Source organism: Pseudomonas sp. Leaf59 (assembly GCF_920984685.1).
Lineage (GTDB): Bacteria > Pseudomonadota > Gammaproteobacteria > Pseudomonadales > Pseudomonadaceae > Aquipseudomonas.
Genome location: NZ_CAKLBR010000032.1, coordinates 24,211 through 46,305, shown reverse-complemented (window position 1 = coordinate 46,305; position 22,095 = coordinate 24,211). Strand labels below are relative to the sequence as shown.

Below are 22,095 nucleotides of genomic sequence, written 5' to 3'. Positions count from 1 at the left end.
GATGAGTCGGTGCTGATCTACAACGGGGAGCGGCCGCACTTATCCCTGAAATACAAAACGCCCGATGCGGTGCATCAGGCGTTTTGAGACTGAAACAGGTGTAAACCTATTTCAGGACTAGACACGCGAATCCGTAAACTGGGCGTTTTCCTGCGAGAGCCCTGCCATGCCCAAGCCCCTGCTGAGCCCCCAGGGCGCGTTCCCCGCCGCCGGCCTGGGTCGTCGCCTGGCAGCGATGCTCTATGACGCTCTGTTGTGCACTGCGCTGCTGATCGTCACCGCTTTTATCTACACGCTGGTGTGGATTGCGTTCGTGGGGGAAGCGAACATGCGCACGCTCAGCGAGTCCGGCGCGCTGGACGGTGACCCGATACTGTCGACCCTCCTGCTGTTTGTGCTGTTCGGCTTTTTTGCCAAGTTCTGGACTCACTCCGGGCAGACACTGGGCATGCAGGTCTGGGGCGTGCGCGTGCAGAACGCCGACGGCTCGCGTATCAGCCTGTGGCAGGCGCTGTTGCGCTTTATGGTATCGATTGCGTCGTGGCTGTGCGTGGGGCTTGGGTTCGTCTGGTCATTGTTCGATAAGCACAAACGCAGTTGGCATGACATCTACTCGGACACGCAACTGGTGCGAATCCCCAAGCAGAAAAAATAATTCCGAAATAATGAAAATCCAAATGTGGGAGCAAGCTTCCTCCCACATTTTAGCGATGTCCGGCTGGCGTCAGGCGTTGCCGGCCAGCTTGAGCCGCGCAGCCTGGGTGAAATCCAGCATGCGCTTGAGCGGGCGCACCGCATGGGGGATCACCGACGGCTCGACGAATATCTCGTTACTGCCCTCACGCAGGCACTGCAACGTGCGCTCCAGGGTATTCATCGCCATCCACGGGCAGTGCGCGCAACTGCGGCATGCGGCGCCGTTGCCCGCTGTGGGCGCTTCGACAAAAACCTTGTCCGGGCACAGCTGCTGCATCTTGTAGAAGATGCCGCGGTCCGTCGCCACGATGAAGGTCTTGTTCGGCAGGCGCTGCGCTGCAGCGATCAGTTGGCTGGTGGAACCCACCGCATCCGCCAGTTCGATCACGGCGGTCGGCGACTCGGGGTGCACCAGGATCGCAGCGTCCGGGTACAGCGCCTTCATGTCTTCGAGCTGCTTGGACTTGAACTCTTCGTGGACGATGCAGGCACCGTCCCACAGCAACATGTCGGCGCCGGTCTGACGCTGAATATAGGTGCCCAGGTGCTTGTCCGGCCCCCAGATGATGGTCTCGCCGTTGTCCATCAGGCTCTCGACGATTTCCAGCGCGCAGCTGGAGGTCACCACCCAGTCGGCACGGGCTTTGACCGCTGCCGAGGTGTTGGCATACACCACCACGGTGCGCTCGGGATGCTGGTCGCAAAACGCCGAAAACTCATCCACCGGGCAGCCAAGGTCCAGGGAGCAGGTGGCTTCCAGGGTCGGCATGAGGATGCGCTTTTCAGGGGTGAGGATCTTGGCGGTCTCGCCCATGAAACGCACGCCGGCCACCAGTACGGTTTTGGCCGGGTGAGCAGCGCCGAAGCGCGCCATTTCAAGGGAGTCGGAGACGCAGCCACCGGTTTCTTCGGCCAGGGCCTGAATCACCGGATCGCAGTAAAAGTGGGCAACCAGCACCGCGTCCTGAGCGTTGAGCTCGGCGGCGATAGCGACGCGCAGGGCGGCCTCTTCGTCGGCGCTGAGGGCCTTGGGCGCCTTGGCGTCGAGATGGGCTTGAACCAGTAGGCGTTCGGAAATGTGCGTCATGTTCGCAAGACCTGCAGGCGCAGTTGCGCGAAAGTCGAGTGTACCACCGGCTCTGGAGCCCTTCGGGCGCCGCCGGACGAAGTGATTGTGTTCATCAAGCACGGATGAAGCTGCGCAAGGCTACAGAATATCGAATCGATTCAAAAGCCTAATTTGGGGCTGACGTGCGCATCTGTCAGGCCTAAAAACAGGAAACCGGGTTTCCTGTTTTATGGACGTTGTCAGCGCGACAGTGCGGAGGGATCTTCCTGCAGCAGCACAGCGGCATGCATGTGCGCCAATGCCTCCTTGAGCGTAGGCTCTTCCAGCGCCTCCCTGGACTTATTGCTTTCCCTTGCCGCGTGTTCCAGCAATGTCACGTAGTCACGCCTGGCCGAAGCGTGCCGGGGCACAAACGTCTCGTCGACCTGCTTGCCCATCACGTATTTTTGCGTACGCGTATCCTGGCTTGCGGACTGCGAGACAGAGGCCCGGGTAAGCATTCCTTCCTTATACCCCAGATGGGTCGAGCTGCTGGCCGTGTCCTCGACCTGCACATAAAAGTAATTCTGCGATTCGGCCGTGGTGCCGAGCGCGGGGTTTAGGGTGCCGTTCAGATCCTTGTGGAAACTGGCGGACAGGCTCGATTGCTGATCCTGGGTCACGCTGCGGTCCAACGTGCTGCTGCCACCCACGCGGGTGTTCTGCGCTACGTCGTAGGCAAAGCTATCGACCTCGGACGGACGCATCGGGTTGGAAGCTTCGCTGGCCTGTTTGATCGATGCCTTGAAGTCAGCCAAGCCACTGAGCAAGCGCTGATCTGCCGGATTGCGGGTCAGGGCCTCGGGTGCAGCGGCACCTTGAGGATAATTGCTGTTCATGGCGCTGAACGCGTCCTTGAACATGCTCATCAATGGCGCCTTGGCATTGCCCCGCTCCTGCACTCGATCAAACTGAGCCAGGTAGCTTTTCAGCGCCTTGGCCTGTTGTTGAGCTTCGCCGAGGATCGCAGCGTTTTTCAGGTCCACCGCGAGGCTCAATTCGCCATCCGCACCGCTCATGCGGGTGGTACGGCTCTGGTTGTCGGCGTGAAACGCAAGGGTCTGCTGCTGCGTGTCCGCTATCTCCAACCTGGCGTTGAGGTCGACGGATGCCAATATTCCGGAATCGAACCGGGTCAGGCCGCCCAGATCGAGCTTCGGCGGCACGGCGGTCAGCCCGTCGACCGCTGCCTGGAACGCGCTGCTCAACTGACCGACGGCCTTGAGCTCATCGTCGCTCAAGGTGCCACCGTCCACAGTGGCCTGAACGCCCAGGCCATCGCTCTGGCTGGATAAACTGAAGGTGATGGTCTTGCCGCTGGCGGTCTTGATGTTAAGGCTGACCAGATTGTCGGCCTTACTGTGCAGCAGCGACTGACTGAGCTTGAGCTCGCCGGCACTTTCTGCGCCTGCATAGCGTACCGACTGGGAAATATCCGTACCGCCCTCGGCAAACTGTGCCACCAGACTGTCGCCCAGGCCTTTGAAGCGGTTGGCAATGGATAATGCGTTGAAGTTGGTATTGATCGCCTTGCTCAGGGTGTCATGACTGTCACTCTCCCAAGCCAGCGCCGGGGCCTGGCCGGGCAGTTGCCCACGCACAGAGTAGGTGCTGGAGAGCGTGTCGGATACCACGTTGCCCAGACTGACGACGGATGAAGGTCGATCAGCAACAGGGGTATAGCGTGGCTGGGCGGCAAGTGGTTGACCCGCAAGACGCAGAATCGGGCTGAGGCTGGAGCTGATGGGTGAAAGCGTAGTCATGACGATCCCTGTCGTGAGTGGAGCAGTCTCCAATTTAACCAAGATAGGGTGCGATTGACAGCGGGTTGATTTTGACTTTTCAACCAGGCAAAAAAAAACCCGGAAATCCTCACTTTCGTGGGCCTTCCGGATTTTCTAAACCGCCAAATATGGTGGGTCGTGTGGGATTCGAACCTACGACCAATTGGTTAAAAGCCAACTGCTCTACCAACTGAGCTAACGACCCGCTGTGTGGTGGCGCGTATAATACTGATTTCTAAGGATTATTCAACACCTTATTTGAAATAAATCAGAAATACCGCGTTGCATCTGCAATTGTGGCCGTTTTCAGGCCCTCTCAGCGGCCAGGCTCGTCGTTCCACAGGTACTTGTGCAACTGCAATTGCAGACGCACCGGCAGGTTGTCCGCCACTACCCAGTCTGCCAGGTCGCGGGCGTTCAGGTCGTGATGGCTGGGAGAGAACAGCACTTCACCGGCGCGACGGTCCAGGCCATATTGGATCAGCTTGGAGTTGGCCCAGTCGTAGTCTTCACGGGAACAGATGACGAACTTGACCTGATCGTTGGCCGTCAGCAAATCCAGGTTCTCGTAGAGGTTACGGTGTGCTTCCCTGGAGCCCGGTGTTTTGAGGTCGACCACGCGGCTTACACGCGGGTCGACAGCGGAGATATCCAGCGCACCACTGGTTTCCAGAGACACCTCGTAGCCGGCGTCGCACAAGTGCTTGAGCAAAGGGATGGCATTCGGTTGGGCCAGGGGCTCACCGCCCGTTACACAGACGTAGCGCGGCCGGTAGCCGGCAACCTGCTCGAGGATGTCGTCGAGGGTACGCACGGTGCCGCCACTGAAGGCGTAAGCGCTGTCGCAGTACTGGCAGCGCAACGGGCAACCGGTGAGGCGAACAAAAACCGTGGGCAGGCCAGCGGTTCGCGTTTCACCCTGCAACGAGTAAAAAACTTCGGTAATACGTAATGTGTCTTGCATAGTCGCCACGGGCGTAACAGCTAAACAGGCTGTCCGCCTCCGTCAGGCACTTCAAGGGGTTGCGCCAATGCGCCGACCCCAGGAAGCGGGTGTCATAAAAGGGCGTGGATTCTAACGAAAAAACCCGCGCCAGGCGCGGGTTTCTTCTGAACGGACTGCATGGCTTACAAGCGCTGCAGATCCCGCTGGGCCAACTGCGCAGCTGAGGTGCCCGGATATTGGGCCACTACCTGCTGCAGAATGCCTTTGACCTTGTCGGTATGACCCAGGCGGCGTTCTACGTCAGCGAGTTTGTACAGCGAATCCGGCACCTTGGCGTGCTTGGGGTACAGCTGGCTGACCTTGGCAAACGCCTGGCCGGCACCTTGCAGGTCACCCTTGGCCAGGTTGACCTCGCCCAACCAGTATTGGGCATTGCCCGCGTACTGGCTGTTTGGGTATTTACGCAGGAAAGCGGCAAATGCCTGGCTCGCCTTGTCGAAATCCTTGGCTTTGATCAGGTCGAAGGCTGCATCGTAATACAGTTTTTCCTTCGCCGGATCGCCCGGTTCGCTGCTCGCGGCAGGGGCCTGGCTGGCAGCCGCCCCTGCTGCTGCACCACCGGCAGCGGCACTTGGCGCGCCACCGGCAGAAGAATTATCAGGAGTAGCGGCAGGTGTTACGCCGGCTCCAATACGTCGATCAAGATCCTGGTAACGCTCCAGGCCTTCTTGCTTGAGCTGATTCACTTGATTCTGCAGAACTTCAATGGTGCCTTGTTGCTGCGCCAGTTGATCCTGCATGCGTTGCAGCTGATTGAACAGTTCGCCCTGTGCCGAAGGGGCGGACGTCGCCGCCCCCCCGGCATAGGCGCCGTTCGTGCCATAACCCGCTGGCGGATAGCTGCTCCCGCTATTGTTATAGCCTGAGTTGCTGTCCGTTACAGGAACCGCAGCCCACACCGCAAGCGGTGCGAGGCTGAGAGCCAATACAGTTAGAGCACGACGGCACGTTCGCATGACGAATTACTTACGCAGTTCGACGCGACGGTTTTGAGCCCAGGACTGCTCGTCGTGGCCAGTAGCAACTGGACGCTCTTTACCGTAGGAAACCAGTTCCAGTTGGCCTGGAGCAACACCTTGCAGTACCAGGTAGCGCTGAACGGCTTTCGCACGACGCTCGCCCAGTGCCATGTTGTACTCACGAGTACCACGTTCGTCGGTGTTACCTTCCAGAACAACGCGAGCGCCGTTAGCTTTCAGGTCCTTGGCGTGAACGTCCAGAGCGCGCATGGCTTCTGGTTTCAGGTCCGAACTGTCGTATTCGAAGTAGAAAGTGGTGATAGCGCGCAGAGCAGCTTCTTCGCTCAGGGAGCCGTCAACTGCACCCGTGTTAGCGCCGTAACCAGCGTTTGGATCAACAGCTGCGCCTTCACCGGCGTTGTCGCCGCCTTTGGACGAGCAACCAACGGCTACGGACAGAGCCAGAGCCAGAGCAGCAAACTTACCAAACTTCAGCATTTCCATCGTGAAACTCCTAATGAACCCCAGTGTGTTAAGCAAATCTCTTTTTTTGTAGCGCCGCGTCAGTTCAGGTAAGGGGACCAGGATGGTTCTCTGACTTCGCCTTGTGCGGTAGGAAGCGGGAGCCTTACGCGTCCATTAATGGACACGAGCATCAAGACTCCCCGGCCCTGCTGGCGGGTGGCGTAGATTACCATGGTGCCGTTGGGCGCAACAGTGGCTGACTCATCAAGGTTGGTATCTGTAAGGATTTTTACGGTTCCACGCTGCAAATCCTGGGCCGCAACCCGGAAATTAGTGAAACCATCCTGACGGTGAATCATCACCAACGTCTTTTCATCGGCCGAAAGCTTCGGATTAGCATTGTAGTTGCCAATGAAGGTTACGCGTTCTGCGCCACCACCACCCACGCTCGTTTTATAGATCTGTGGCTTGCCGCCCCGGTCGGAGGTGAAGTAGATGGTCGAACCATCCTTGCCCCAGAACGGTTCAGTGTTGATGCCAGGACCGCTGGTCACGCGGCTGATCTGGCGCGAAGCCATGTTCATCACGTAGATATCCGGGTTGCCGTCCTTGGACAGCACGAACGCCAGGCGCGAACCATCCGGCGACCAGGCCGGCGCACCGTTGAGGCCTTCGAAGTTGGTGATCTGCTCACGACGCCCTGTGTCGATGTGCTGGACGAAGATGCGCGGGCGCTTCTGCTCGAACGAGACATAGGCAATACGCTTGCCATCCGGTGCAAAACGCGGCGACAGGATCGGCTCACGCGATTGCAGCAGGGTTACGGCGCGTGCACCGTCGTAATCCGAGCGCTGCAGCGTGTAACGGGTGTTGTCCACCGAGAAACGCTCAGCCGTGACATACAGCAGGCGCGTGGAGAACGCCCCTTTGATGCCGGTGAGCTTTTCAAACGACTGGTCCGAAATGTAGTGGGCCATGTCGCGCAGTTGCTCGGCAGTCCCCGACACGCTGCCGGTCAAAACCTGCTGCTCGGTGGCCACGTTGAACAAGGTGTACTGGATCTGCAGACGACCGCCGGCCGGCGTGATGCTGCCGACCATCAGGTACTGCGCGCCCACTGCTTTCCAGTCACGGAAGCTGACTTCGCTGGCCTGGGTTGGCTGGCTGATCATGTTGCCTTTTGGAATCGGTGCGTAGTAGCCGGAGTTGCGCAGGTCGTCGCTGACGATCTGGGCCATGTCATCCGGCAGCACGCTGCCGCCCTGCCAGCCGAACGGCACCACCGCGATCGGGGTGGCCCGATCACTGCCGCTGGTTACCAGGATGTTCTTTTCATCCGCCGCCGCTATCCCTGCCATACAGCAAATAACGACAAGCATTCCTCGAAGAAGGTTTCTCACAAGGCTAGATCCTCAGGTGTGAATGTCATCTTGAATGAACGATAGGGAGCGAAGTCGCTTGGTTTCATTCCCTGCATCTCGGTCAACCGGCCAATGTTCTTGACCGCGGCAACCGCCGAACTGTCGAACGAACCGTCACCACTGGACTTGGCCACGCTGACCGAAGTCACCGTACCGTCCGGCAACATGCCGATCTGCAGCACTACTGTCATGCCTTTACGTGCCGAAGGTGGACGTGTCCAGCCTTCTGCTGCCCGTGCCCGAATCAGGTCGTCGAAACTGCCCGCTACTTCATCGCCACGCTCATCGGCCAAGGCTTGCTGACGCTGCGGCGTGTCGGAGAGCAAATCTGCCAGGGCCTGAGCCTTTTTCTCTTCGGCGGATTTACGCGCTGCTTCCTGGGCCTTCTTCTTGGTGGCGTCGGCGGCAGCTTTCTTCTTCGCGTCGTCGGCGACTTTCTTCTTCGCCTCGTCTGCTTCAGCTTTTTTCTTGGCGTCTTCGGCGGCTTTCTTCTTCGCGTCTTCGACAATCTTTTTCTTGGCTTCTTCAGCGGCCTTTTTCTTGGCCTCTTCTTCAGCAGCTTTTTTCGCTTCTTCTTCAGATTTCTTCTTGGCTATATCAGCCAATTGTTTCTCTTCAGCTTTTTTAGCTTCGGCAGCTTTGTCGGCTTTCTTGGCTTCATCAGCCTTTTTGGCCTCGTCGGCTTTCTTCGCTTCGTCAGCCTTTTTCGATTCCTCGGCCTTTTGAGCCGCCTCTTCTTTCTTTTGTTCCGCAGCCGCCTTCACCGCTTCCTGCTCGACCTTCTTCTGTTCCATCTGCTCGACTTCGGTCTGGCGCGCGGCCGACTTCTGGGCCTCACCCGCAATCTTCTGATTGGTCTGGGTGGTAGCCTGACTTTTCGATTTCAGTTGATACAGGGTCGCCTGCACGATCGGCTTGGCCGGCGGCAGGTCCGGGGTCATGGCAAAGCTGACGAACAGCATGCCGAACACCAGCACGTGCAGAGCTATCGCCCACACGCCAGGCCAGAAGAAGCTTTCCGAGGCGGACGGCTCTCGCTGTTGCTGCATCAGGGCGCCTCGGTGATCAGGCCAACGTTACCGACGCCGGCCTTCTGCAGCCCGCCCATGGCGCCCATGACGGAGCCGTAGTCAACCGATTTGTCGCCGCGGATGAAGACCTGGGTGCGCTTGCCGCCTTCGTTGCCGGAGCGAATGATCTTGGTCACCGCATCGGTCATCGCCGGCAGGGTCAGGGCCTTGTCCTGCTGTTTCTGGGTGTCGACTTCGCTGCCAAGGTTCCAGTAATAGGTCTTGTCGGACTTGATCGAAATGGTCAGCACCTGCGTGTTGTTGTCCTGCGGCAAGGCTTCACTGGAAACCTTGGGCAGATCAACCTTCACGCCCTGGTTGAGCATCGGCGCGGTCACCATGAAAATCACCAGCAGCACCAGCATCACGTCGATGTAGGGCACTACGTTCATCTCGGCGACCGGCTTGCGCTTTTTGCGCGCTCGAGCGATTAAAGCCATTGGGAATTACCTGCTTATTCTTCGCTGGTGTGCACTTTACGGTGCAGGATCGCCTGGAACTCATCGGCGAAGGTGTAGTAACGGCCGATCAGCGTTTCGCTGGTGGCAGCAAAACGGTTGTAGGCGATGACTGCCGGGATCGCCGCGAACAGGCCGATTGCGGTGGCGATCAGCGCTTCGGCGATACCCGGGGCCACGGTGGCCAGGGTCGCCTGCTGGGCCTGGGCCAGGCCGCGGAACGAGTTCATGATGCCCCACACGGTGCCGAACAGGCCGATGTACGGGCTGACGGAACCCACAGTGGCCAGGAACGGCAAGCTTTGCTCAAGCTTCTCTTCTTCACGGGAAATGGCGACGCGCATGGCACGGGCCACGCCTTCCATGACGGCTTCCGGATCGACGCCGGGCTGCTGACGCAGACGGGAAAACTCCTTGAAACCGGCACGGAAGATCTGCTCCACACCCGAATCCGGGTCCGGGTTGCTGCCAGCCTGACGGTACAGCTTGGACAGGTCGATACCCGACCAGAAGCGCTCCTCGAAGCTCTCCAGGGCACGTCGACCGGCACGCAGCATGTTGCTGCGCTGGAAAATCATGACCCAAGAGGTAACCGATGCGGCTACCAGGGTCAGCATGACCAGTTGAACCACAACACTGGCATTGCTGACCAGGCTCCACATGGAGGAATGGTCGACGACGGTAGGTTCCACGCTAAATCTCCTGCTCTGATTGTTTACCCGCGCCGCTCACGGCGGCAAAGGCCGCACGTAGAGTTTCGGGAATGGCCCGAGGTTTCAAACTATTGGTGCGCACACACGCCACCAGAAACTGCCCCTCACAGAGCAGCGTTGCATCCGTTGCCCGCCTGACCTGCTGTTTGAAACGCAGGCTGACACGGTTCAATTCGATTACTTCAGCGCTGACCAGCAACTCGTCGTCCAGGCGCGCAGGTGAGTGGTAGCGCGCCTCACTGGAATGCACGACGAATAACAGGTCCTCCCCTGCCAGCGTGGATTGGGCAAAGCCCAGCTCCCTTAGCCGCTCGGTTCGAGCCCGTTCCATGAACTTGAGGTAATTGACGTAATACACGATGCCGCCGGCATCGGTGTCCTCGTAATAAACGCGACAGCGATGTACGAACGACTGATCCACGTTTTGCGCGCGCATACTCTAGTGCTTACTCCTCAGGTTGCCAATCCGGCCCGCCACTGTTTTTTCATTCCCGTTCTTCATCCTGAAGAATATTTACAACGACTGAATGACGACGCCAGACACTGGGACAGCACAAACCTCAGATAAATCGCGCGGCGCAAGCTTTTAATCGTCCACTGCATCGAGGAATTCGTCTACCACGGGCATCTCTCCCAATCGTGACGGAATATTTAACCCGAAGTGCAAATAAGCATGACGCGTCACCACTCGCCCCCTCGGCGTGCGCATGATGTAGCCCTGCTGGATCAGGTACGGCTCCAGCACATCCTCGATGGTATGGCGCTCTTCGCTGATAGCGGCGGCAAGGCTGTCGACCCCTACCGGGCCACCGTCGAACTTCTCGATCATGGTCAGGAGCAGGCGTCGATCCTGGTGATCGAAGCCATGCTCGTCCACATCCAGCAGGTTCAGCGCCAGGTCCGCCACGGCTTTGGTGATATGCCCCTTGGCGCGCACCTCGGCAAAGTCGCGTACGCGGCGCAGCAGACGGTTGGCGATACGTGGCGTGCCGCGAGCCCGACGGGCGATTTCAAAGGCACCTTCAGGGTCCAGCGGCAGGCCGAGAATACCTGCCGACCGTATGACAATGGTCGCCAGGTCCGCCGTGCTGTAGAACTCCAGACGCTGAACGATACCGAAACGGTCGCGCAGCGGGTTGGTCAGCATGCCTGCACGGGTGGTCGCACCCACCAGGGTAAAGGGCGGCAGGTCGAGCTTGATCGAGCGGGCAGCCGGCCCCTCGCCGATCATGATGTCGAGCTGGAAGTCTTCCATGGCCGGGTACAGCACTTCCTCGACAATCGGCGACAACCGATGAATCTCGTCGATAAACAGCACGTCATGCGGTTCAAGGTTGGTCAGCAGCGCCGCGAGGTCGCCGGGACGCTCAAGCACCGGGCCGGAGGTGGACTTGATCGACACGCCCATTTCATTGGCGATGATCATGGCCAGGGTGGTTTTACCCAGCCCCGGCGGACCGAAGATCAGGGTGTGGTCCAGGGACTCGCTGCGCCCGCGCGCGGCCTGGATGAACAGCTCCATCTGCTCGCGCACGGTGGGCTGGCCGATGTAGTCGGCCAGACTCAGCGGGCGGATGGCGCGGTCCTGGACTTCTTCACGGTCGCGCGGGCCGGTGGCCGCAATCAGACGATCAGCTTCAATCACTTAAATCATTCCCTTCAGGGCTCGGCGGATCATGTCTTCGCTGCTCAGGTTCTTGTCCTTGATGGCCGATACCGCCTTGCTGGCCTCCTGCGGCTTGTAGCCCAGGGAAATCAGCGCACTGACCGCATCACTTTCGGCGCTGGCGACCTGCCCCGCCGGCATGTCCGGCTGGTTCGGCACCAGCGCGAACATGTTCGGTACGACTTCCCAGGCCTTGAAGCGGTCCTTGAGTTCCACCAGCAGGCGCTCGGCGGTCTTCTTGCCCACCCCCGGCACCTTGGTCAGCGCCGAGGTGTCCTGGGCCGACACCGCCCGCACCAGCTCATCCACTTCCAGGCTCGACATCAACGCCAGCGCCAGTTTCGGCCCTACGCCATTCAAGCGAATCAGTTCGCGGAAAAAATCGCGGTCGCGCTTGCCGATGAAACCATAGAGCAATTGCGCGTCTTCGCGCACCACCAGATGAGTGTGCAGCGTAATCGGCTCACCGACCGACGGTAGGCGGTACAAGGTGGTCATGGGCACTTCAAGCTCATACCCAAGCCCGTTTACATCCAGAATCAGGTGCGGCGGCTGTTTCTCAGCCAGGGTGCCGCGCAGGCGTCCAATCACGGTTCGGATCCTTAAAAAGCATAGGGCCAGATCGACGCCTGACCGGAAATAACGCTGATGCTATCAGAGACGCAGGCGCCCGCCACGACTACGTGCCGTGCCAAGCCCGTGGGGCAGCAGACTGGATCGGGTGTGCGCATGGCAAATGGCAATGGCCAGGGCGTCGGAGGCGTCGATCTGCGGTTTGGCGGTGAGTTTGAGCATATGCATGACCATCATCTGCACCTGCTCTTTATTCGCCCCACCCGTGCCAACCACGGCCTGCTTGACCTGGGTCGCGGTGTATTCGGCGATCTCCATGCCCTCCTCGGCACCCGCCACAATGGCGGCACCCCGGGCCTGGCCGAGCTTGAGCGCGGAGTCGGCGTTCTTGGCCATGAATACTTTTTCGATGCCCATGGTAACCGGGCCATAGGTCTGGATCACTTCACGCACGCCGCGATAGACAATTTGCAGACGCTCAGCCAACTCGCCCGCCCCGGTGCGGATGCAGCCCGAGGCCACATAGACGCAGCCACGCGGGGTGTGTTGCACCACGCCAAAACCGGTGATGCGCGAACCGGGGTCGATACCAAGGATTAAAGTCATAGCGCCTGCGGGTTGGATAAACACATTTTTTGATACACCAGTTTCAACTGTGGGAGGGGGCTTGCTCCCGATGGCGGTGAGTCAGTTATCTATTACTCGACTGAACCACCGCTATCGGGAGCAAGCCCCCCCACATTTGAACCTGCGTCGTCCTTCAGCCTAGTTGTTCGGCGACGGATTCAGGGATGTCAGCGTTGGAATACACGTTCTGCACATCATCCAGGTCTTCGAGCATATCCAGCATCTTCAGCACTTTTTGTGCACCGTCCAGGTCCAGCTCGGCGCTGGTGGTCGGCAGCATCACGATTTCCGCGTCGGTGCCTTTGAAGCCGGCAGCTTCCAGTGCAGTGCGCACGGCATAGAAGCTGGCGAACGAGGTGAACACGTCGATGGAACCGTCTTCGTTGGTCACCACGTCGTCGGCATCGGCCTCCATCGCCGCTTCGATCAGCGCATCTTCATCCACACCCGGCGCGAAGGATATCTGGCCCTTGCGCTCGAACAGGTAGGCCACCGAACCGTCGGTACCGAGGTTGCCCCCGCACTTGCTGAACGCATGGCGCACGGCAGCGGCAGTGCGGTTGCGGTTGTCGGTCATGCACTCGACCATCACCGCCACGCCGCCCGGGCCGTAGCCTTCGTAGGTCAGTTCGACCATGTCGTCGGTGTCGGCGGCGCCGGCACCACGGGCCACGGCGCGGTCGATGATGTCGCGGCTCATGTTGGCGCCCAACGCCTTGTCCAGCGCCAGGCGCAGGCGCGGGTTGGAGCCCGGGTCGCCGCCACCCTGACGGGCGGCGACGGTCAGTTCACGGATCCACTTGGTGAAAATCTTGCCTTTCTTGGCATCCTGACGCTCTTTGCGGTGCTTGATGTTCGCCCACTTGGAATGGCCAGCCATAACACAACTCCAAAAATTCTCTAGAAACCTTATCAATCACGCTTGCGGCGCAATACAACCCTTGTAACGCAAAGGCGCATCCGAAGATGCGCCTTTTTTAACTGCGTAAACCTCAGTGCGCCAGCACGCAGCAGCCTTACTCAGCCTTTGGCGTCTCGCGCAGGCGAATGTGCAGTTCGCGCAGTGCCTTGGCATCCACCACACCTGGCGCCTGGGTCATGACGTCTGCAGCGCTCTGGGTTTTCGGGAAGGCGATCACTTCACGAATCGACTGAGCACCGGTCATCAGCATGACCAGACGGTCCAGACCGAAGGCCAGGCCACCGTGGGGCGGCGCGCCGTACTTGAGGGCGTCGAGCAGGAAGCCGAACTTCTCTTCCTGTTCCGCTTCGTTGATGCCCAGCAGACGGAACACCGCTTGCTGCATCTCCTTGCGGTGGATACGGATCGAACCGCCACCCAACTCGGTGCCGTTCAATACCATGTCGTAGGCGCGGGACAAGGCGCCTGCCGGGTTGGCTTCCAGCTCGGCCGGGGAGCACTTGGGCGCGGTGAACGGGTGGTGCAAGGCGCTGAAGCTGCCGTCGTCGTTCTCTTCGAACATCGGGAAGTCAACGACCCACATCGGGGCCCATTCGCAGGTCAGCAGGTTGAGGTCGTGACCGAGCTTGATACGCAGTGCGCCCAAGGCTTCGCTGACGATCTTGGCCTTGTCGGCGCCGAAGAACACGATGTCGCCGTCAACTGCACCGACGCGATCGAGGATCGCGTTCAGGTTGTCCAGCGGAATGTTCTTGACGATCGGCGATTGCAGGCCGTCAACGCCGTTGGCGCGCTCGTTGACCTTGATGTACGCCAGGCCCTTGGCACCGTAGATGCCGACGAACTTGGTGTAGTCGTCGATCTGCTTGCGCGGCATGCTCGCGCCGCCAGGCACACGCAGTGCGGCGATGCGGCATTTAGGGTCGTTGGCCGGGCCGCTGAACACCTTGAAGTCGACCTCTTTGAGCTGGTCGGCCACGTCCACCAGTTCCAGCGGGTTGCGCAGGTCCGGCTTGTCGGAACCGTAGCGGCGCATGGCTTCTTCGAAGGTCATGTGCGGGAAGTCGCCGAATTCCAGGTCCAGCACTTCCTTGAACAGGTTGCGGATCATCTGTTCGGTGAGGCCCATGATCTCTTTTTCATCGAGGAAGCTGGTCTCGATGTCGATCTGGGTGAATTCCGGCTGGCGGTCGGCGCGCAGGTCTTCGTCACGGAAGCACTTGGCGATCTGGTAGTAACGGTCGAAGCCGGCCACCATCAGCAATTGCTTGAACAGCTGCGGCGACTGCGGCAAGGCGAAGAACGAACCGGCGTGGGTACGGCTTGGCACCAGGTAGTCACGCGCGCCTTCCGGGGTGGCCCGGGTGAGGATCGGCGTTTCAACGTCGAGGAAGCCGTTTTCGTCGAGGAAGCGGCGGATGCTGGTGGTCATGCGCGAACGCAGACGCAGCTTCTCGGCCATCTCCGGACGACGCAGGTCGAGGAAGCGATAGCGCAGGCGGGTTTCTTCGCCCACGTCGGAGTATTCGTTCAGCGGGAACGGCGGGGTTTCCGACTCGTTCAGCACTTCGAGTTCATAGCCCAGCACTTCGATACCGCCGGACGCCATGTTCTTGTTCACGGCACCGGCCGGACGCAGGCGCACCTTGCCGGTGATCTTGACCACGTATTCGCTGCGCACGCGGTCGGCGGCAGCGAAGCTCTCGGCGCGGTCCGGGTCGAATACCACCTGGGCCAGACCATCACGATCACGGATATCGAGGAAGATCACCCCGCCGTGGTCGCGGCGACGGTGAACCCATCCGCAAAGGGTGATTTCCTGACCTTCCAGGGTCTCGTTCAGTTGGCCGCAATAGTGGCTGCGCATCATGGTCGTGGTTTCACTTCTCGTAATTCGAAATTCGGTGGAGGCCCGCCTCGTCACCGTACAGTTATGCAGGGGACGGATAATGCAGGAGCCTGCGCGTAGAGTTCAACTCAGTCTGCCTTGTCGCCGCCCGCCAGGTTCTTCTTGGCGCCGGTCTTGAAATCGGTCTCGTACCAACCATTGCCGCTGAGGCGGAAGCCTGGCATGGACATCATTTTTTTCAATTCAGGCGCCTGACAGGCTGGGCAATCGACCAACGGCGCGGCGCTGATCTTTTGAATGGCTTCCAATTGATGACCACAGGAAGCGCATTGATAGTCGTACATGGGCATTGAGATGTCTCGGCGATCAAAACCTGCTGCGCCACGCCCTGCCGTTGTGCATAAAGCCCCGGCATGCGCAGCAAAGCGCGGGATTATATCTGGTAAATCGAGGCAGCGCAGCCGGCTTTCTGCCCAGGGCCGACCAGCCTGGGTGGCAGGCCGGCCCGAAGCACCAACGAACTAACCTGGGCAGGAGGGGGTGACGCAGCCGTTCAATACATGCACCACGCACACCACCCTCACCAGCCCGCTGAAGTTCTTCACGCCGCCGTAGCGCAAATGCACTTCCCGATCGACATAGGACAACAGCGCACTGACCGAGCAGGTATTGATCCTGGCAATTTCCGTGAGGATATTCCAATAGATCTGTTCGAGCCGCAGGCAGGTGGAAAACCCATTGAGCCTGACTGACCGGGACAGTGGCTTGGCCAGCCCCATATCGAACCCTTTTGCAAACGGGTCGACCTTTATCTTATGAAAACCAGCGGTTTCCATTACTCCACTACCGACTCCACGTGACATACACCTGACACTCCATTGCCAAACAGCAGCCCATGGGACTTCCCATTGGGCAATGGCTCTATAAAACAGCAGGGCGCGGCAGGCAGCCAGAAGACGGGGAGTAGATGGGCGTAGGACAACGCCAGGAAGTGCGCGGAAACACGCAGGCGGCGCCAGCACGGCGCCACCGGTGTACGACGTTTACTGATTTTCGAGCAGGGAGCGCAGCATCCACGCCGTTTTCTCGTGCACCTGCATGCGCTGGGTCAACAGGTCTGCCGTCGGCTCATCGCTGACTTTGTCGAGCAACGGGAAGATGCCACGAGCGGTACGCGTGACGGCTTCCTGACCGGCCACCAGCTGTTTGATCATCTCTTCGGCGCTGGGCACACCCTCTTCTTCCTTGATCGAGGACAGGCGGGCATAAATCGAGTAGGCACCCGGTGCAGGGAACCCCAAGGCACGGATACGCTCGGCAATGGAATCCACCGCCAGCGCCAGCTCGTTGTACTGCTCCTCAAACATCAAGTGCAGCGTGCGAAACATGGGGCCGGTGACGTTCCAATGGAAATTGTGGGTCTTCAGATACAGTACGTAGGTATCGGACAGCAACCGTGAAAGTCCGTCGACGATGGATTTACGATCTTCTTCACTGATACCAATATCGATTGCCATGTGTTTCCCCTTCAATTGATGAGTATTCATTGATCAAATGAACGGCCACTCTAGCAAGAAATGCCTGAACGCCGCTCGAAAAGCCTGCATCCGTCTAGGACAAGCGTTTGAAGCAGAAATGCCGCGCTCCGCACAAGTCCCCACCATGCTTGATTTGAGTAGGCACAGCCTTTGCTGTTAAATAGGTGCCGTGTGGCTGCCGTTTATCTGTGCGGCACGTCACATAGGCTGATCCCCGCGCACGTGCCCAACGCCTCCCATTGTTCAGAAGCGAACCGTGCCAGTCAGCTCTTCCTCGTGATCCGTCTTAAAGTGAGTTAATCAAAATGTTGAAAATCGTCCACCTGCTAACGGGCGTTGCGGCTTTGCTGCTGTCCTTTATCCCGAGCCTGCAGCCTGAAAGCCTGCCCTACCTGCAACAACATGATGCCCTGTACCTGGCCTTGTTCGGCCTGCTGAACCTGACGCTCGCACCGGTAATCCCTTACTGGAACAAAGGCACGCGTCATCAACTGCAAAACCTGGTCAGCGCGCTGCTGGTACTGGCCGTTGTCGTGCAAACTCTCACCCTCCTGGCACCCATGCCTGAAGTCGGCGGTCACCCGGCCATTCTGCTCAGCCTGGTTATTGCTGTGGTCGCCATCGTTCTTCACCTGGCCATCAGCTTCTACCGTTCGTCCCCAGCGGCCGCGTCGCAAAATTACGACATGACCAACCGGGATACCGGGACCGTCAAGTGGTTCAATACCTCCAAGGGCTTCGGCTTTATTTCCCGCGATTCGGGCGATGATATCTTCGTCCACTTCCGGGCCATCCGCGGCGAAGGCCATCGCGTTCTGGTCGAAGGCCAGCGTGTGGAGTTCTCGGTAATGAACCGCGACAAAGGCCTGCAAGCCGAAGATGTGATCGCCGCGCTGCCGCGTCGCTGATTCACACACCTTCGCAGCAAAAAAAACCGCGATCCGGCATTGGCCGGGTCGCGGTTTTTTATTGCACGCCCATTAATAGTGAGGCGGCGGCGCTTCTTCTTCGGATGACTCGAACTGGCCACCCATTTCTTCCTGGCGCTTGAGCAGGGCAGCGATCTGCAGTTGCAAGCGCTCGACGGCGCGCTGCTGGGTGACCAGGATATCGTTGAGGGTTTCGATGGTGTCGTCCTGGAAGGCCAGGCGGCTTTCCAGGTCGGTGACGCGGTCTTGCAGGTCCATGATTCAGTCCTGGGTGAAGATGAAGTCGGCAGGCAGCAGGCCACGCAATTGCGCACGAATGGCCGTCACTTGCTCAGGCGTGTAGGGACGGGCCGGATGTTTGCCCCAAACCGGCGCAGGCCAGGCGGCGTCATCACGCTTGCGCACGATGACGTGCACATGCAACTGGCTGACGACATTACCCAATGCGCCAATGTTCATCTTGTCGGCGCCAAGGCCCTCGTTCAGCAAGTGCGCCAGGGTTGTGGTTTCCTGCCACAGCACCTGCTGGTCCGCGACATTCAGCTGAAACACTTCACTGATACCGTCGATACGCGGTACCAGGATGAACCAGGGATAATTCGAGTCATTGGACAGCAGCAGCCGGCACAGCGGGAAATCCCCGAGGGTCAGCGTGTCTTGTTGCAGGCGTTGATCCAGTGCGAACACCGCGGGCACTCCATTGAACAGGTCAGGTTTTGCGCCCCAGCATACCTTCGATTGCGCAAGGCTTCACGGCGAATGCAGGAAGGCGGCGGCGCAGGACGATAAAAACCTGCACCCTTTCGAGGCAAGCACGTGTGGGGGCTACGCAGGAACGGGTCTGGACAGGACGCACCAAAATGATCCGTCCGTGCTTCAAAGCGATTCGCCGAGTACCCACTCGTTGGGGTGAACCGGTAACGTTTTGCCACGGCGCGGGTTTCGTGTAACGCAAGGCACGGGCAAGCGGTGTGCATTCAGCACAGGCCAAACCGCCCAGAAAGCCCGTCTTTATGCAGCGTTTACAGGCTTTTCACGTTTTTCACGAAAAAATGACATTCGATTACCGGTTTGTGCACGCTTGTTGCAAGCTTCCTCCTATCGTCGGCAACGGCACCCGTGGATGCAGGTGTTTCGCGATAAGAACAGCAGCGATTCAATGCGCATCAGGGAAGCGTTCAAACTTTGAAACCGGTTTGAAGGAAGACAGTATTGAAGTTGTCAGCCCGGTTACAGTTGGGCTGTGAATTTGCGACAGGGAGCTAGCGATTTACGACAGCCTCGTAAAGAAGCTGAAAGGAAAGTTGGGTAAGTATCGTCAATAGGGTCTGCGTGATATAACTTTGCGCCGACACAAAAAAGAAAGAGCCGCCCAGATAAAAATACAGGTGGGACGGCAGTACTCTTCCTAAAACCAAAGGAGCAAATCACGATGCGCGTGATGAAGTGGAGCATGATCGCCCTCGCTGTTTCAGCAGGCACCTCGCAGTTCGCAATGGCGTCCGCCCAGGACGATTCCAAGGGCTTTATTGAAGACAGTACAGCCAGCATCCTGACTCGTACGCTGTACTTCAGCCGTGATTTCCGTAACAACGATACCGGCCAAAGCCGTCGTGAAGAAACCGGCCTGGGCTTCCACGGCCTGTTCAGCTCGGGTTACACCCAAGGCACCGTCGGTGTTGGTGTAGACGTGATTGGCTTGATGGGTCTGAAGCTCGATAGCGGCAAGGGCCGCGCCAACACCGGCATGTTCCCTAACGGCTCCGATGGCCGTGCGCAGGATGAGTTCTCCAAAGCCGGCGCTGCGGTTAAATTCCGCATTTCCAACACCGTGCTCAAAGTGGGCGATCAATACACCACCGCGCCTGTATTCGCCTCCGATGATAGTCGTCTGCTGCCGGAACTGCCGCAAGGCATCTCCATCACCAGCAACGAAATCAAGGACCTGAAGCTGGAAGCCGGTCACTTCACCTCGATCGTTGCCCAGGACCAGACCTACAAGGACAGTATCTCCAGCGCCGAGCCTGGCTCGAGCCGCGGCCTGCGCGACGCCAACTTCGTCGGCGGCGTGTACTCCTGGACGCCTGAAGTCACCACCAGCCTCTACTACTCTAAAGTGGAAGACTACTGGCGCAAGCTCTACGCCAACGTTAACTGGACCCATGCACTCAGCGATGACCAGTCCGTGGCCGTTGACTTCAACATCTACGACACCAAGAGCGAAGGCGCAGGCCTGGTACGTGCTGACAAAGACGGCACCACCAAGCTCGACAACCGCGCGTTCAGCTTGCAAGGCGCGTACACCATTGGCGCTCACACCTTCACCCTGGCAGCGCAGAAAGTCAGCGGCGACGGCCAATATGGCTACGGCGTAGACGGCGGCGGCACAATTTTCCTGGCCAACTCCATTGCCCGTTCCGACTTCAACGCTGAAGACGAACGTTCCTTCCAGGCCCGCTACGACCTCAACATGGCGACCTTTGGCATCCCAGGCCTGAGCTTCATGACACGCTACGTAACAGGTAGTGGTGCCAACACCAACCTCACCAACAACGGTAAGGAGTGGGAACGCGATATCGAAGCCAAATACGTAGTTCAGAACGGTCCAGCCAAAAACCTGAGCCTGCGTCTACGTCAAGCGACCTATCGCTCCTCTGATAACGTTTATGGTTCGCCATCGCTCGACGAACTGCGTCTGATCGCGCAATACCCGTTGAACATTCTGTAATTAGCCGCTTAATTACAGCGATGGTTTAAGGCTTGGGCCTTAAACAAAAAGCCGCTCCCCTGTTTCAGGAGAGCGGCTTTTTTATTGCAATACTATTTCAGCAAAACTAACTAGCAAGCTAAGTAACTATGTTCACGGGCTATATTCATTCTTCACATTTAACCTGACCTATCGGCCAAGTTAAACGCGACACTTCCCTGTTACTTCGCCGGCGCTTCCTGCATGACACGAATAACCCGCTGTGGAAACGGAATATCAATCCCCGCCGCTTTCAACCGGTCGCGCGCCAGTTCATTGAACATGAACACCACGTCCCAATAATCCGGCGTGTTGGTCCAGCAGCGCAGTGAAACCGTGATGGAACTGTCACCCAGCGTCGAAACCACCGCCGCCGGTGCAGGGTCAGCTAAGACACGCGGATCCTTTGCCAGCTCCAACAGCACTTCACGGGCTTTCTGCAAGTCGGCCTCGTAGTCCACACCCACGTCAAACACCACCTTGCGGGTCGGCTGGCGGTTGGTGTTGGTAATGATGCCGTTGGACAGAATGCCATTGGGCACGATCACGGTCTTGTTGTCGCCGGTGCGCAGCACGGTGTGGAAGATCTGGATGCTGTCGACCGTGCCGGAGGTGCCCTGAGCTTCGATCCAGTCGCCGATGCGAAACGGACGGAACAGGAGAATCAGCACACCACCGGCAAAGTTGGCCAGGCTGCCCTGCAAGGCCAGGCCAATGGCCAGAGTTGCGGCACCGATCGCAGCGACGAACGAGGTGGTCGCGACGCCGATCATCGAAGCCACGCTGACCACCAGCATCACTTTCAATGCAATGTTCGCAAGGCTGGTGATGAAGTGCTGCAGCGCCAGGTCCGCTTTACGCAGGGCCAGCAAACGCCCTACGCGATTGGTAAAGACATTGATCAGCCACCAGCCGATGGCCAGCGTAATCACGGCCAGCAACACTCGGCTGCCGTATTCCATGATCATCGGGATCCAGGACTGCGAGGTCTTGATCAAGTGATCCATTTCAGCATTCAAATCCATCTATCTTCTCCTCTTGCAATCAGTCGCGGAAGTTATTGAACTGCAGCGGCATGTCGAACGTCTTGGCGCGCAGGACCGCGATGGCCTCTTGCAGGTCGTCACGTTTCTTGCCGGTGATCCGCACCTGCTCACCCTGAATGGCGGCCTGCACCTTGAGCTTGGCATCCTTGATGTGGGCGACGATTTTCTTCGCCAGCTCCTTGTCGATGCCTTCCTTGAGTACGGCTTCCTGTTTCATCAGCTTGCCGGAGGCGTAGGCGTCCTTGATTTCAAGGCACTGTGCGTCGATCTTGCGTTTGACCAGCGACAGCTTGAGGATCTCGATCATCGCTTCCAGCTGGAAATCGGCTTCAGCGGTCAGGTTGACGGTCAATTCCTTTTCCTTGAACTCGAAGCTGCCCTTGCCTTTCAGGTCATAGCGGCGGTCCAGTTCCTTGACGGCGTTCTCGACGGCGTTGGTGACTTCGTGTTTGTCCAGTTCGGATACCACGTCGAACGAAGGCATGTCATTTCTCCAATATAAGGGGCAGGCTCAGTAAA

The 22,095-nt window shown here is 58.7% G+C and carries 25 protein-coding genes and 1 tRNA gene; 3 read left to right on the top strand and 23 right to left on the bottom strand.

What is annotated here, in order from left to right:
* Positions 1–166 precede the first annotated feature (166 nt).
* Complete coding sequence (locus tag LUB09_RS23235) at positions 167–655, top strand: RDD family protein (RefSeq protein ID WP_231423802.1); 489 nt, start codon at positions 167–169, stop codon at positions 653–655.
* A gap of 69 nt (positions 656–724) precedes the next feature.
* Here the strand turns inward: LUB09_RS23235 and nadA are convergent, their stop codons facing one another.
* From nadA to LUB09_RS23140, 19 genes are all read right to left on the bottom strand, one after another.
* Positions 725–1,783 carry a quinolinate synthase NadA gene (gene nadA / locus LUB09_RS23230; protein WP_231423801.1) on the bottom strand — a complete coding sequence of 353 codons (1,059 nt, stop codon included), beginning with the start codon at positions 1,781–1,783 and terminating at the stop codon, positions 725–727.
* Between the two features lie 221 nt (positions 1,784–2,004).
* Positions 2,005–3,567, bottom strand: a complete 1,563-nt coding sequence (locus tag LUB09_RS23225) for a lactate dehydrogenase (RefSeq protein ID WP_231423800.1) — start codon at positions 3,565–3,567, stop codon at positions 2,005–2,007.
* Between the two features lie 150 nt (positions 3,568–3,717).
* Positions 3,718–3,793 (bottom strand) — tRNA-Lys (locus LUB09_RS23220).
* A 111-nt stretch (positions 3,794–3,904) separates the two neighbouring features.
* Positions 3,905–4,552, bottom strand: coding sequence for a 7-carboxy-7-deazaguanine synthase QueE (queE, locus tag LUB09_RS23215; RefSeq protein WP_231423799.1), 648 nt, complete (start codon positions 4,550–4,552; stop codon positions 3,905–3,907).
* Positions 4,553–4,716: 164 nt separating this feature from the next.
* On the bottom strand, positions 4,717–5,550 hold the full coding sequence (gene ybgF, locus LUB09_RS23210) for a tol-pal system protein YbgF (RefSeq protein WP_003237697.1): 834 nt from the start codon (positions 5,548–5,550) through the stop codon (positions 4,717–4,719).
* A 6-nt stretch (positions 5,551–5,556) separates the two neighbouring features.
* Positions 5,557–6,057 (bottom strand): peptidoglycan-associated lipoprotein Pal, encoded by a 501-nt coding sequence (gene pal / locus LUB09_RS23205; protein WP_003209827.1) that lies wholly within the window; start codon positions 6,055–6,057, stop codon positions 5,557–5,559.
* A gap of 59 nt (positions 6,058–6,116) precedes the next feature.
* A complete protein-coding gene (gene tolB / locus LUB09_RS23200) occupies positions 6,117–7,397 on the bottom strand; it encodes a Tol-Pal system beta propeller repeat protein TolB (protein WP_032871425.1) in 1,281 nt (426 codons plus the stop codon).
* Between the two features lie 17 nt (positions 7,398–7,414).
* A complete protein-coding gene (tolA, locus tag LUB09_RS23195; RefSeq protein ID WP_003237694.1) occupies positions 7,415–8,488 on the bottom strand; it encodes a cell envelope integrity protein TolA in 1,074 nt (357 codons plus the stop codon).
* Entirely contained in the window at positions 8,488–8,940 is a 453-nt protein-coding gene (tolR, locus tag LUB09_RS23190) for a protein TolR (protein ID WP_162276088.1), read from the bottom strand. The genes tolA and tolR overlap by 1 nt, the downstream gene beginning before the upstream one ends.
* A gap of 23 nt (positions 8,941–8,963) precedes the next feature.
* Entirely contained in the window at positions 8,964–9,659 is a 696-nt protein-coding gene (gene tolQ, locus LUB09_RS23185) for a protein TolQ (RefSeq protein ID WP_003237690.1), read from the bottom strand.
* Between the two features lies 1 nt (position 9,660).
* Positions 9,661–10,116, bottom strand: coding sequence for a tol-pal system-associated acyl-CoA thioesterase (gene ybgC, locus LUB09_RS23180; protein WP_209984239.1), 456 nt, complete (start codon positions 10,114–10,116; stop codon positions 9,661–9,663).
* A gap of 150 nt (positions 10,117–10,266) precedes the next feature.
* Positions 10,267–11,325: a Holliday junction branch migration DNA helicase RuvB gene (gene ruvB / locus LUB09_RS23175; protein WP_057007167.1), complete on the bottom strand. Its 1,059-nt coding sequence runs from the start codon at positions 11,323–11,325 to the stop codon at positions 10,267–10,269.
* Positions 11,326–11,937 carry a Holliday junction branch migration protein RuvA gene (gene ruvA / locus LUB09_RS23170; protein ID WP_046069316.1) on the bottom strand — a complete coding sequence of 204 codons (612 nt, stop codon included), beginning with the start codon at positions 11,935–11,937 and terminating at the stop codon, positions 11,326–11,328.
* A 63-nt stretch (positions 11,938–12,000) separates the two neighbouring features.
* Positions 12,001–12,525 carry a crossover junction endodeoxyribonuclease RuvC gene (ruvC, locus tag LUB09_RS23165; RefSeq protein ID WP_003237683.1) on the bottom strand — a complete coding sequence of 175 codons (525 nt, stop codon included), beginning with the start codon at positions 12,523–12,525 and terminating at the stop codon, positions 12,001–12,003.
* Between the two features lie 154 nt (positions 12,526–12,679).
* A complete protein-coding gene (locus LUB09_RS23160) occupies positions 12,680–13,426 on the bottom strand; it encodes a YebC/PmpR family DNA-binding transcriptional regulator (protein WP_231423798.1) in 747 nt (248 codons plus the stop codon).
* 136 nt (positions 13,427–13,562) lie between these two features.
* Positions 13,563–15,338: an aspartate--tRNA ligase gene (aspS, locus tag LUB09_RS23155; RefSeq protein ID WP_021491234.1), complete on the bottom strand. Its 1,776-nt coding sequence runs from the start codon at positions 15,336–15,338 to the stop codon at positions 13,563–13,565.
* A gap of 107 nt (positions 15,339–15,445) precedes the next feature.
* Positions 15,446–15,667, bottom strand: a complete 222-nt coding sequence (locus LUB09_RS23150; RefSeq protein ID WP_003237677.1) for an FmdB family zinc ribbon protein — start codon at positions 15,665–15,667, stop codon at positions 15,446–15,448.
* 171 nt (positions 15,668–15,838) lie between these two features.
* The gene (locus tag LUB09_RS23145) at positions 15,839–16,180 is read right to left on the bottom strand and encodes a ribbon-helix-helix domain-containing protein (RefSeq protein WP_231423797.1); all 342 of its coding nucleotides are present in this window, start codon (positions 16,178–16,180) and stop codon (positions 15,839–15,841) included.
* Between the two features lie 180 nt (positions 16,181–16,360).
* Complete coding sequence (locus LUB09_RS23140) at positions 16,361–16,834, bottom strand: Dps family protein (RefSeq protein ID WP_003193874.1); 474 nt, start codon at positions 16,832–16,834, stop codon at positions 16,361–16,363.
* Between the two features lie 326 nt (positions 16,835–17,160).
* Here LUB09_RS23140 and LUB09_RS23900 point away from each other — a divergent pair, with 326 nt between their 5' ends.
* Positions 17,161–17,763, top strand: coding sequence for a cold-shock protein (locus LUB09_RS23900; protein ID WP_057007172.1), 603 nt, complete (start codon positions 17,161–17,163; stop codon positions 17,761–17,763).
* Between the two features lie 72 nt (positions 17,764–17,835).
* Here LUB09_RS23900 and LUB09_RS23130 read toward each other — a convergent pair whose 3' ends face one another.
* On the bottom strand, positions 17,836–18,042 hold the full coding sequence (locus tag LUB09_RS23130) for a SlyX family protein (protein WP_209984251.1): 207 nt from the start codon (positions 18,040–18,042) through the stop codon (positions 17,836–17,838).
* Between the two features lie 3 nt (positions 18,043–18,045).
* The gene (locus LUB09_RS23125; protein ID WP_209984253.1) at positions 18,046–18,471 is read right to left on the bottom strand and encodes an HIT domain-containing protein; all 426 of its coding nucleotides are present in this window, start codon (positions 18,469–18,471) and stop codon (positions 18,046–18,048) included.
* Positions 18,472–19,216: 745 nt separating this feature from the next.
* Here LUB09_RS23125 and LUB09_RS23120 point away from each other — a divergent pair.
* Entirely contained in the window at positions 19,217–20,512 is a 1,296-nt protein-coding gene (locus tag LUB09_RS23120) for an OprD family porin (protein ID WP_209984255.1), read from the top strand.
* Positions 20,513–20,712: 200 nt separating this feature from the next.
* Here LUB09_RS23120 and LUB09_RS23115 read toward each other — a convergent pair whose 3' ends face one another.
* Positions 20,713–21,555, bottom strand: a complete 843-nt coding sequence (locus tag LUB09_RS23115) for a mechanosensitive ion channel family protein (RefSeq protein WP_231423796.1) — start codon at positions 21,553–21,555, stop codon at positions 20,713–20,715.
* A gap of 19 nt (positions 21,556–21,574) precedes the next feature.
* Positions 21,575–22,060 carry a YajQ family cyclic di-GMP-binding protein gene (locus LUB09_RS23110; protein WP_231423795.1) on the bottom strand — a complete coding sequence of 162 codons (486 nt, stop codon included), beginning with the start codon at positions 22,058–22,060 and terminating at the stop codon, positions 21,575–21,577.
* Between the last annotated feature and the right edge of the window lie 35 nt (positions 22,061–22,095).

What these genes read in the sequence shown, in the direction of transcription:
- LUB09_RS23110 (WP_231423795.1), bottom strand. Translation starts at nt 22,060, where the DNA reads ATGCCTTCGTTCGACGTGGTATCCGAACTGGACAAACACGAAGTCACC.
- LUB09_RS23120 (WP_209984255.1), top strand. Translation starts at nt 19,217, where the DNA reads ATGCGCGTGATGAAGTGGAGCATGATCGCCCTCGCTGTTTCAGCAGGC.
- LUB09_RS23130 (WP_209984251.1), bottom strand. Translation starts at nt 18,042, where the DNA reads ATGGACCTGCAAGACCGCGTCACCGACCTGGAAAGCCGCCTGGCCTTC.
- LUB09_RS23150 (WP_003237677.1), bottom strand. Translation starts at nt 15,667, where the DNA reads ATGCCCATGTACGACTATCAATGCGCTTCCTGTGGTCATCAATTGGAA.
- LUB09_RS23225 (WP_231423800.1), bottom strand. Translation starts at nt 3,567, where the DNA reads ATGACTACGCTTTCACCCATCAGCTCCAGCCTCAGCCCGATTCTGCGT.
- queE (WP_231423799.1), bottom strand. Translation starts at nt 4,552, where the DNA reads ATGCAAGACACATTACGTATTACCGAAGTTTTTTACTCGTTGCAGGGT.
- LUB09_RS23235 (WP_231423802.1), top strand. Translation starts at nt 167, where the DNA reads ATGCCCAAGCCCCTGCTGAGCCCCCAGGGCGCGTTCCCCGCCGCCGGC.
- pal (WP_003209827.1), bottom strand. Translation starts at nt 6,057, where the DNA reads ATGGAAATGCTGAAGTTTGGTAAGTTTGCTGCTCTGGCTCTGGCTCTG.
- aspS (WP_021491234.1), bottom strand. Translation starts at nt 15,338, where the DNA reads ATGATGCGCAGCCACTATTGCGGCCAACTGAACGAGACCCTGGAAGGT.
- nadA (WP_231423801.1), bottom strand. Translation starts at nt 1,783, where the DNA reads ATGACGCACATTTCCGAACGCCTACTGGTTCAAGCCCATCTCGACGCC.
- LUB09_RS23140 (WP_003193874.1), bottom strand. Translation starts at nt 16,834, where the DNA reads ATGGCAATCGATATTGGTATCAGTGAAGAAGATCGTAAATCCATCGTC.
- ruvC (WP_003237683.1), bottom strand. Translation starts at nt 12,525, where the DNA reads ATGACTTTAATCCTTGGTATCGACCCCGGTTCGCGCATCACCGGTTTT.
- LUB09_RS23115 (WP_231423796.1), bottom strand. Translation starts at nt 21,555, where the DNA reads ATGGATTTGAATGCTGAAATGGATCACTTGATCAAGACCTCGCAGTCC.
- LUB09_RS23145 (WP_231423797.1), bottom strand. Translation starts at nt 16,180, where the DNA reads ATGTCACGTGGAGTCGGTAGTGGAGTAATGGAAACCGCTGGTTTTCAT.
- ybgC (WP_209984239.1), bottom strand. Translation starts at nt 10,116, where the DNA reads ATGCGCGCGCAAAACGTGGATCAGTCGTTCGTACATCGCTGTCGCGTT.
- LUB09_RS23900 (WP_057007172.1), top strand. Translation starts at nt 17,161, where the DNA reads ATGTTGAAAATCGTCCACCTGCTAACGGGCGTTGCGGCTTTGCTGCTG.
- tolB (WP_032871425.1), bottom strand. Translation starts at nt 7,397, where the DNA reads ATGCTTGTCGTTATTTGCTGTATGGCAGGGATAGCGGCGGCGGATGAA.
- LUB09_RS23160 (WP_231423798.1), bottom strand. Translation starts at nt 13,426, where the DNA reads ATGGCTGGCCATTCCAAGTGGGCGAACATCAAGCACCGCAAAGAGCGT.
- tolA (WP_003237694.1), bottom strand. Translation starts at nt 8,488, where the DNA reads ATGCAGCAACAGCGAGAGCCGTCCGCCTCGGAAAGCTTCTTCTGGCCT.
- ybgF (WP_003237697.1), bottom strand. Translation starts at nt 5,550, where the DNA reads ATGCGAACGTGCCGTCGTGCTCTAACTGTATTGGCTCTCAGCCTCGCA.